Genomic DNA, 8,256 nt, shown 5'->3' on the forward strand with positions numbered 1-8,256 from the left:
CCTGCGTTCCCGCCCTACTGGGGCGGGTTGCCGTGCTTGCGGGACGGCAGGTCCGCGTGCTTGTTGCGCAGCATCGCCAGCGAGGCGATGAGTACCGAGCGGGTCTCGGCCGGGTCGATCACGTCGTCGACGAGCCCGCGCTCGGCGGCGTAGTAGGGGTGCATCAGCTCGGCCTTGTACTCCTTGACCATGCGTGCCCGCATCGCCTCCGGGTCCTGGGCCTCCGCGATCTGCTTGCGGAAGATCACGTTCGCCGCACCCTCCGCACCCATCACCGCGATCTCGTTCGTCGGCCACGCATAGGTGAGGTCCGCGCCGATGGACTGCGAGTCCATGACGATGTACGCACCCCCGTACGCCTTCCGCAGGATCAGCGAGATCCGCGGGACCGTCGCGTTGCAGTACGCGTACAGCAGCTTCGCGCCGTGCCGGATGATCCCGCCGTGCTCCTGATCCACACCCGGCAGAAAGCCCGGGACGTCGAGCAGCGTCACGAGCGGAATGTTGAACGCATCGCACAACTGCACAAAGCGCGCGGCCTTCTCGCTGGCCTCGATGTCCAGCACCCCGGCCAGGGACTGCGGTTGGTTGGCGACGATGCCGACGACCTGGCCGTCGAGGCGGGCCAGGGCGCACAGGATGTTGGTGGCCCAGCGCTCGTGGATCTCCAGGTAGTCGCCGTCGTCGACGAGCTCCTCGATGACCTTGCGCATGTCGTACGGACGGTTGCCGTCCGCCGGGACGAGGTCGAGCAGCACGTCGCCGCGCCGGTCGGCCGGGTCCTCGGAGGCGACCGTCGGCGGGTTCTCGCGGTTGTTGGAGGGGAGCATCGAGATGAGGTAGCGGACCTCGGCGATGCAGGTCTCCTCGTCGTCGTACGCGAAGTGCGCCACACCCGAGGTCTCCGCGTGCACGTCCGCGCCGCCGAGGCCGTTCTGGGTGATCTCCTCACCGGTCACCGCACGGACCACATCCGGACCGGTGATGAACATCTGCGAGGTCTCACGCACCATGAACACAAAATCCGTCAGCGCCGGACTGTACGCCGCACCGCCCGCGCACGGACCGAGCATCACACTGATCTGCGGGATCACACCCGAAGCACGCGTGTTCCGCTGGAAAATGCCGCCGTACCCGGCAAGAGCGGAAACGCCCTCCTGGATACGGGCACCCGCACCGTCGTTCAGCGACACCAGCGGCGCACCCGCCGAAATCGCCATGTCCATGATCTTGTGGATCTTCGTGGCATGCGCCTCGCCCAGCGCGCCGCCGAAGATCCGGAAGTCGTGCGCGTAGACGAAGACCGTCCGGCCCTCCACCGTGCCCCACCCGGTGATCACACCGTCGGTGTACGGCTTCTTGTTCTCCAGCCCGAAACCGGTCGCCCGGTGCCGGCGCAGCTGCTCGACCTCCTTGAAAGAGTCCGGGTCGAGCAGCAGCCCGATGCGCTCACGGGCAGTCAGCTTGCCCTTCGCGTGCTGTGCCTCGGTCGCCCGCTCGCTCGGGCCACGGACAGCCTGCTCACGCAGCGCGTGCAGCTCGGCCACCCGGCCGCAGGAGTCGGTGGGCCCCGCGCCGTCCCAAGAAGGATCCATCACCACGGAAATCGCCTTCCTCTCTGGAGGAAGACCTTCGGCCACTCTGCTCAAGAACGGCTCGTGCAGCGCTCAAGGCGCCTGCTGAGGGTGGTGCGGGCGGTGGGTGATTACGCCGTAATCACCCGGACGGCGGGTCGTAGGTGATTACGCCGTAATCACCTGAGCGCCGGGCCTCGGTGATTACGGCGTAATCACTCGGACGGCCGCGCTCGTGCTGCCGCTGTCGCGGAGGCATGTCAGAGGGGCAGGTCAGGCAGGTCGGACAGGCAGGTCACAGGGGCAGGGTTATGCCCAGTTCCTGCATGGCCGAGGACGGCGGGCCGCCCTCCGAGCGTTCGGTCTTGCGGCCCTTGCTGCCCGGTGCCAGGGTGCGCGGGTCGACCGCTTCGGCGGGCGCCCCGCTGGAGTACAGCCCGGTGGGGGCGGTGTCGCGGTCGTGCGGCAGCAGCCAGAACACCCGGCGGCGGAAGGTGCCCGAGGAACGGGACGACTTGGCGCCCGGTCCGAGCTGGGCGTAGCCGACCATGCGGCCGTCCCGGTGGTAGGCCGGTTTGCCCCGCCGGGTCGGCAGCCGGTCGAGGCTCTGGCGTACGTAGTCGAGGTCGCTGACGTCCTCAAGCCAGACAAGTGCGATCTCGTGGAGGATTTCGTCCTCTGCGATAAGGGCGCTCATGCTGTCTCCTCGTCGGCGAGCAGTCCGATGCCCGGGTAGTACTTCCGCTGGTTCGACAGGATCATCTGCTTGGGCGAAGCCAGCCCCACCGCCTCACGGACCCTCGCTGCGAACCCGCGCGAGGAAATGGCCGGTGCGCCTTCATTTTGACACCATGCCCGGTAGGCGGCGTAAAGGTGTGCCTGTTCCGCTCTCAGATCGGGATCGATCGCGCAGGATTCGCTGAGGAAACGCCCGGTGTGGTCCTCGGTCTCCGCGTACGCCGTGGTGGCGATCCGGACGCGTTCGGGCCCGGTCAGGTTCTTCTCGCCGCGCAGATAGCGGCGGGCGCCGTCGATGAGCCAGTTGAGGATGCCGGAGCCCTCCTCGGTGACCAGGATGTCCGCCAGGTTGTCGATCTTGCGGTCGTCGGAGACGACGCGCTCGAAGGGGATCATCCGCATGCGCCGCCAGAAGGCGAAGCCGCCGGTGCCGACCTCGGGGCGGTGGTTGCCGAGCAGCCACAGCTTGTGGGTCGGTTCGAAGCTGAAGAAGTCCTGGCGCATCCGGCGGGCCTTGATGCGGTCGCCGCCGGTGAGCAGCTTGACCCGGGCCTCGTCGAACTTGTCGCCCGGCTTGACCTCGCTGCACACGATGACCCGGCGGCCGTGCAGTTCGGCCAGGTCGGTCGGGTGGCCCTCGTACGGACGGGACATCAGGAAGCCCGGTGGGGCGGCGTCCGCGTAGTCCCCCAGCAGCTTCATCAGGACGTCCAGGAGTACCGACTTGCCGTTCTTGCCGGAGCCGAAGAGGAACGGCATGACCTGGCCGCCGACGTCGCCGGTCACCGAGTAGCCCAGCAGGAGGTGCAGGAAGTCGATCATCTCCTCGCCCTCGGCACCGTTGCCGAAGGTGTCGGTGAGGAACCTGTTCCAGCGCGGCGTGGCCATCGGCCGCGGTGCGAGCGAGGTGGAGCGGGAATGGAAGTCCTTGTTGGGGTCGGGGGTACGGATCGCTCCGCTGCGCAGGTCGACGATGCCCGCCGGGGTGCACAGCGCGTACGGATCGGCGTCCAGGAGCGCCGCGTTGAGCACCATGCCCGGGGCCGACCTCGCCTGGGTCAGCATCGCGTTCATGCCGCTGGTGCTCAGGGCACGGCGGCGGTGCTGCTGCAGCGACTGACCGGTGTAGACACCGCGTGGGTCGGTGAGCGCGATGGATTCGGCGAGGTCCCCGGCCGCCCATATCACCGTGTCGTCCTCGTCGATCTGCCAACGGGCGCTGTCCCAGCGGTACCAGCCGAGGCCCGGGATGTGCCGGTAGTCGTTGGCGTACAGCTTGACGAACAGTTTGGCGTTGCCACGGTCGGTGAGCGTGTCGGGGAGCAGCCCCTGCGCCGTGGCCGGAGCGGTGCTCCCACCGCCCTGCGCGGGCACCTCCGGTGTGACCTGCGCGAGGATCTGCGCGGCCACCGCCTGGGCGTCGAAGAGGGTGTTGCCCTCGCCCGCGGTCACAGTCGGCTCCTCAGCGACAGAGGGCGCAGGGAACCGGCGTTGAGACCGCTGCGGATGATCGGGGTGTAGCGGCGTTCCTGCCCGGGTCGGGCCTGTTCTGCCACCTCTCTCAGGATGTTCTCGGCCTCGTTTTGCGTCAGGTGTCCCGCAGCCACCAGTCCCCCAGCTGTGTAGGCAGCCCTGTTCAGTTTTTCGGAGAATGCCGCTCCTTCCGGAGCGGCTGCACAGCCCGCCACTTCCGCAAGGCCCTTGGAAAGGGCTCTGAGGGGGCTCTGACGGCCTCCCCCGGCCGCGATGACCGCTTGGCGGGCTCGGGGCGGCACAGGCCGCGGAGCGGGCACGTGGGCGGTTGCCAGGTGTCCGGTGCGCTCCAACTCGCGGGCCAGCCAGTCGGGGAGCAGCGCGGGCTCCCGCACTTCGTCGACGGGGGTGTACGCACCGGCCCTGGTCGTGGTCCCGGGCGCGACGATGTACCCGCCGTGCGCCCGGACGTCCACCTGCCAGGCCAGGGCGCGCCCTGGGCCCGACCCGGTGGAGCAGCGCCAGTGGTGGCTCCGGTGGGCCCGGTACCAGACGTGCAGGCCCCCCGAAGGGGTCCGTACGCGAAGGGTCGTCGTGTCGTTCGCCGGGCTGGTGGTGCCGCGCAGGGCGGCCAGCACGGCGAGCGTGTGGAAGCCGTTGGCGAGCCCGGCCAGGTCGACGTCGGCGGAAATGCTGATCCCGGGCAACAGGCGGTCCCGGCCCGGGAGCTGCTGCTGGTGCGCGTCGATGTCGATGATGACGAGCCCGGCAGGACCGCAGGCGACACCGACCCCGTGGCCCGGTGAACTCCCCCACCACTGCCCGATCCTGTCGGGGTCGAGCGTCGCGGCATGGAACCCGTGGCACCAGCGGCCGGCGGGAAGACAGCCGCATCCCTGGTGCGTGTGGCCCGGTGCGCGGCACGACTCGCAGTTGCCTGCGGGGGTCTTGCGCCCCGGAGCCAGAGGATGGACCGGCCAGCCACGGCCCGCACACCACCTGGCGGTTGCCAGCGACTGGGGCACCGACGGCTCGGACACGGACGACGGCACGGACGACGGCACGGACTCTGGCACGGACGACGGCACGGGCACGGACTCGGGCACAGGCGTCGGCGTGGACGCGGGCATGGACGACTGAGGCACCGGCGACAGCGGCGAGCCAGGGCGCCCGGAAGTGGGCTCGCCTGAGTCGCTGCGTGAAAACCGCAGCTCAGGAGCCATGCGCATCCCCTATCAGCGACCGAAGCGACTCAACGACAGACATAGACTAGCGAAACCAGAGTGACATGGCGGGCACTTGAAGCCCCCACCCCGGGTGTGTTGGTGAGGCACCGGTCTCCGACCCCGAACTACGGCCCAGCGACTGACGACTCTGGGCCCAGCTACTCAACACCTTTCGGTCGCTCTTCAGTCGCTCAGAAAAAACCCCAGGTCAGAGGCCATGCCGAGACCCTAACAGCGACTGAAGCGACTCAAGCTCCCTATATATGACGCACACGCGCACACGCCAATGTCTTCATATACCCGGACCTAGAGTCGCTTCAGTCGCTTTCACCCCTACATACCCTCTCTGACCTGCAGTTTTCCCAGCTACCCAGACAGCTACCGAAACACCTCTTGGTCGCTGTTCTTCAGTCGCTGTTGCCGGAGGCCCCAAAATCGTCAGCGACTGAACAGCGACGGAGCGACTGAGAGCGACTCAAGCTCCACCTCGTCCCAGCCTTGAGAGCAACTCGAGCGACCGAAGCGACCCAGGCCCGAAGAACACCGATTCCCGCCCGACTTCACCAGCCCCCACCCCCTCCGCCACCAGGCCGTTTTTGATTCTTTTCACCCCTACGGTCGCTTCGGTCGCTCCTCCCCCCTCCAGCCGCTCCCCCGGCATGTTTTTCAGAAAGAGAGGGAAACCTAACGTGTCAGTGCGTCAGGGTTGCTTGCGAGTTAGTAATGTGACGCCATGGCATCTCCTCACTCGCAGGCAGACCGGGACAAGGTCGTCTCGAAGCTCCCGCCCTGGCTCCGCCAGGAACTCAAGATCCGTACCGCCCAACTCGGTGTCGACATCCAGGAAGCTGTCGCCCAGGGCACCGCCGACTGGCGGACCCTGGGTGCGAACCTCTCCCCCGTCGACACCTCCGGCGCGGAGTCCTTCGCGACCCTGCTGCCCGCGGGCCTGTGGGAGGAGTTCCGTACGGACTGCAAGGCCCGCGGGGTCTCCCTCGTCCAGGGGCTCTCGCAGTCCGTCCAGTTGTGGCTGGAGAAGAACCCGGCCCCGACCGTCCAGCGGCCCGCCTTCACCAAGCGACTGATCGTCTGCAACCAGAAGGGCGGCGTCGGCAAGACCGCCATCGCCGCGGGCACCGGCGAGGCCCTCGCAGAGGACGCCCTCTCGCTGTACCCCGTCAGGGTCTCCCGGCACTTCGCGGCGCTCACCGACGAGGAGAAGGGCCTCTGCGACGAGTCCCTCCCCGGCCCCGGACTGCGGGTCCTGCTTGTCGACTTCGACCCGCAGGGCCATCTCACCAAGCAGCTCGGCCAGGACACCCTGCCGATGGCGGGCGAGAGCCTGACCAAGCACATGTCGGGCGAGGCCGCGGGCGACATCCGGGACCTGGTCGTCGCCATCGAGGACGAGCGCTTCGGCGACCGGCTGCATCTGCTGCCCGCCTGCACCGACGCCTTCCTCCTGGACGTCAAGCTCTCCTCCGTACGCGCCCGTGAGGCGGCCCTGGAGCGGGCCCTGGCGCCGATCGAGGGTGATTACGACGTAGTCCTCGTGGACTGCCCGCCCAGCCTGGGCCTGAGCATGGACGCCGCCGCGTACTACGGCCGCAGGCGCCCCGACGAGCCGTCGGGCAACTCCGGGGTCCTGATCGTGGTGCAGGCCGAGGACAGCTCCGCCGACGCGTACGACCTGCTGACCACCCAGATCGCGGACCTGCGCGACGACCTGGCCCTCGACATCAACTACCTGGGCATCGTCGTCAACCAGTACGACAGCCGGCGCGGCTACATCGCCACGTCCTCGCTCCAGGCCTGGACGGACATCAAGGACCCGAGGGTCGTCGGCGTCATCGGGGACCTCAAGGAGCAGAAGGAAGCAGTACGGGTCAAACGCCCGCTGCTGGCCTACGCGCCCAAGTGCGAGCAGGCGGTCGCGCTGCGCGCACTGGCCCGGGAGATCTCATGAGCAGCAAGGCGAGCCGCCTCGGTACCAGCGCCTCCTTCGGCAACGCCCGGCCGGTGAGTGCCCGGCGCGCGGCGATCAACAGCGCGACCAAGGCGCCGACGGAAGGGGCCCCGCCCCCCGTCGTCCTGCCGCTGCGTCACATCAGCCTCAACCCCGCGAACCCGCGTGCCACTCTCGGGGACCTCAGCGCCCTCGCAGGCAGCCTCAAGGACCACGGGCAGAAGCAGGCCATCACCCTCATGGCCAGGGACGCCTACCTGGCGGCCAACCCGGACCAGCGCGAGCACCTCGAAGCCGACACCTCGTACGTCGTCATCGACGGCAACAGCAGGCTGGCCGCCGCCCGCGAAGCCGGTCTGGCGACCCTCAAGGTCATGGTCGACGACGACCTGGGCAGCGACCCCGACGAGCTGCTGGAGTCCGCACTCGTCGCCAACATCCACCGCCAGGACCTCGCCCCGCTCGACGAGGCGCGTGCCCTGGAGGCCCTGCTCCGGGTCCACGGCAGTCAGCGCAAGCTGGCGTCCCGGCTGCACCGTTCGCAGGGCTGGGTCGCCCAGCGGCTGGCGCTGCTCGGGCTGACCCCCGAACTCCAGCAGCTGCTGGAGAGGAAGGAAGAGTCGGTCGAGCTGCTGCGGGCCGTCGGCAACAAACCGGCCGAGGAGCAGCAGGCCGAGTTCGAGCGACTCAAGCAGCTCAAGGCGCAGGAGGAGGCCGACCGGGAGAAGCAGCGCACCGCCCGGTCCGCACCGGAAGGTGATTACGGCGTAATCACTTCCGCGCCTGTGCCTGTGCCCGCGTCCGTCCCCGAGTCCGTCCCCGTGCCGGAGCCGAAAAGTGATTACGGCGTAATCACCCCCGGGTCCGAGCCGACGTCCGCACCCGCGCCGGGACCGCAAAGTGATTACGGCGTAATCACCTCGCAGGCCCCCCGCGGCCCCCGGCCACAGGAGACCGACTCCCCCGCACCTGCCCGGACCGAGCCCAGGAGCAGAGCCGCCGCCGACCGTGCCGGGGCGGACGCCATGCCCTGGGAGGACCCGAAGGCGGTACTCACGATCGCCAGGCAGTGGATGACTTCGGAGAACTACCGGACGCTGCTGAAGCTGGCCGCCGCCACCGACGACGAGGCAGGCGCCTGACACCAGGGAGGACTGTGGGCGGGGGTGGAGTGATTACGCCGTAATCACTCCCGGCCGCCGACGGCCGGGCGCGGCCCGGTCCTCCGGGCAGTGCGCTGCTCGAACTCGTCGTCGTACTGCGGCAGTTGTACCACCAG

The 8,256-nt window shown here is 68.8% G+C and carries 6 protein-coding genes; 2 read left to right on the top strand and 4 right to left on the bottom strand.

Going from position 1 to position 8,256, the window contains the following annotated elements; translation table 11 throughout:
* Positions 1 to 14: 14 nt before the first annotated feature.
* The 4 genes from AB0D18_RS39010 to AB0D18_RS39025 form a co-directional block, all read right to left on the bottom strand.
* The gene (locus AB0D18_RS39010) at positions 15 to 1,595 is read right to left on the bottom strand and encodes an acyl-CoA carboxylase subunit beta (protein ID WP_362430234.1); all 1,581 of its coding nucleotides are present in this window, start codon (positions 1,593 to 1,595) and stop codon (positions 15 to 17) included.
* Between the two features lie 274 nt (positions 1,596 to 1,869).
* The gene (locus tag AB0D18_RS39015) at positions 1,870 to 2,271 is read right to left on the bottom strand and encodes a DUF6009 family protein (RefSeq protein ID WP_362430237.1); all 402 of its coding nucleotides are present in this window, start codon (positions 2,269 to 2,271) and stop codon (positions 1,870 to 1,872) included.
* Positions 2,268 to 3,764 carry a phage/plasmid primase, P4 family gene (locus AB0D18_RS39020; RefSeq protein ID WP_362430240.1) on the bottom strand — a complete coding sequence of 499 codons (1,497 nt, stop codon included), beginning with the start codon at positions 3,762 to 3,764 and terminating at the stop codon, positions 2,268 to 2,270. The genes AB0D18_RS39015 and AB0D18_RS39020 overlap by 4 nt, the downstream gene beginning before the upstream one ends.
* On the bottom strand, positions 3,761 to 4,849 hold the full coding sequence (locus AB0D18_RS39025; protein WP_362430259.1) for a bifunctional DNA primase/polymerase: 1,089 nt from the start codon (positions 4,847 to 4,849) through the stop codon (positions 3,761 to 3,763). Before AB0D18_RS39025 ends, AB0D18_RS39020 begins: the two co-directional genes overlap by 4 nt.
* Positions 4,850 to 5,744: 895 nt before the next feature.
* On the opposite strand from AB0D18_RS39025, the gene AB0D18_RS39030 reads away from it, so the two are divergent.
* Together AB0D18_RS39030 and AB0D18_RS39035 are read left to right on the top strand one after the other, a co-directional pair.
* Positions 5,745 to 6,977, top strand: coding sequence for a ParA family protein (locus tag AB0D18_RS39030; RefSeq protein WP_362430243.1), 1,233 nt, complete (start codon positions 5,745 to 5,747; stop codon positions 6,975 to 6,977).
* The gene (locus AB0D18_RS39035; RefSeq protein WP_362430245.1) at positions 6,974 to 8,119 is read left to right on the top strand and encodes a ParB/RepB/Spo0J family partition protein; all 1,146 of its coding nucleotides are present in this window, start codon (positions 6,974 to 6,976) and stop codon (positions 8,117 to 8,119) included. The genes AB0D18_RS39030 and AB0D18_RS39035 overlap by 4 nt, the downstream gene beginning before the upstream one ends.
* The last annotated feature ends 137 nt before the right edge of the window (positions 8,120 to 8,256 follow it).

Source organism: Streptomyces sp. NPDC048442 (assembly GCF_040651475.1).
Taxonomy (GTDB): domain Bacteria; phylum Actinomycetota; class Actinomycetes; order Streptomycetales; family Streptomycetaceae; genus Streptomyces.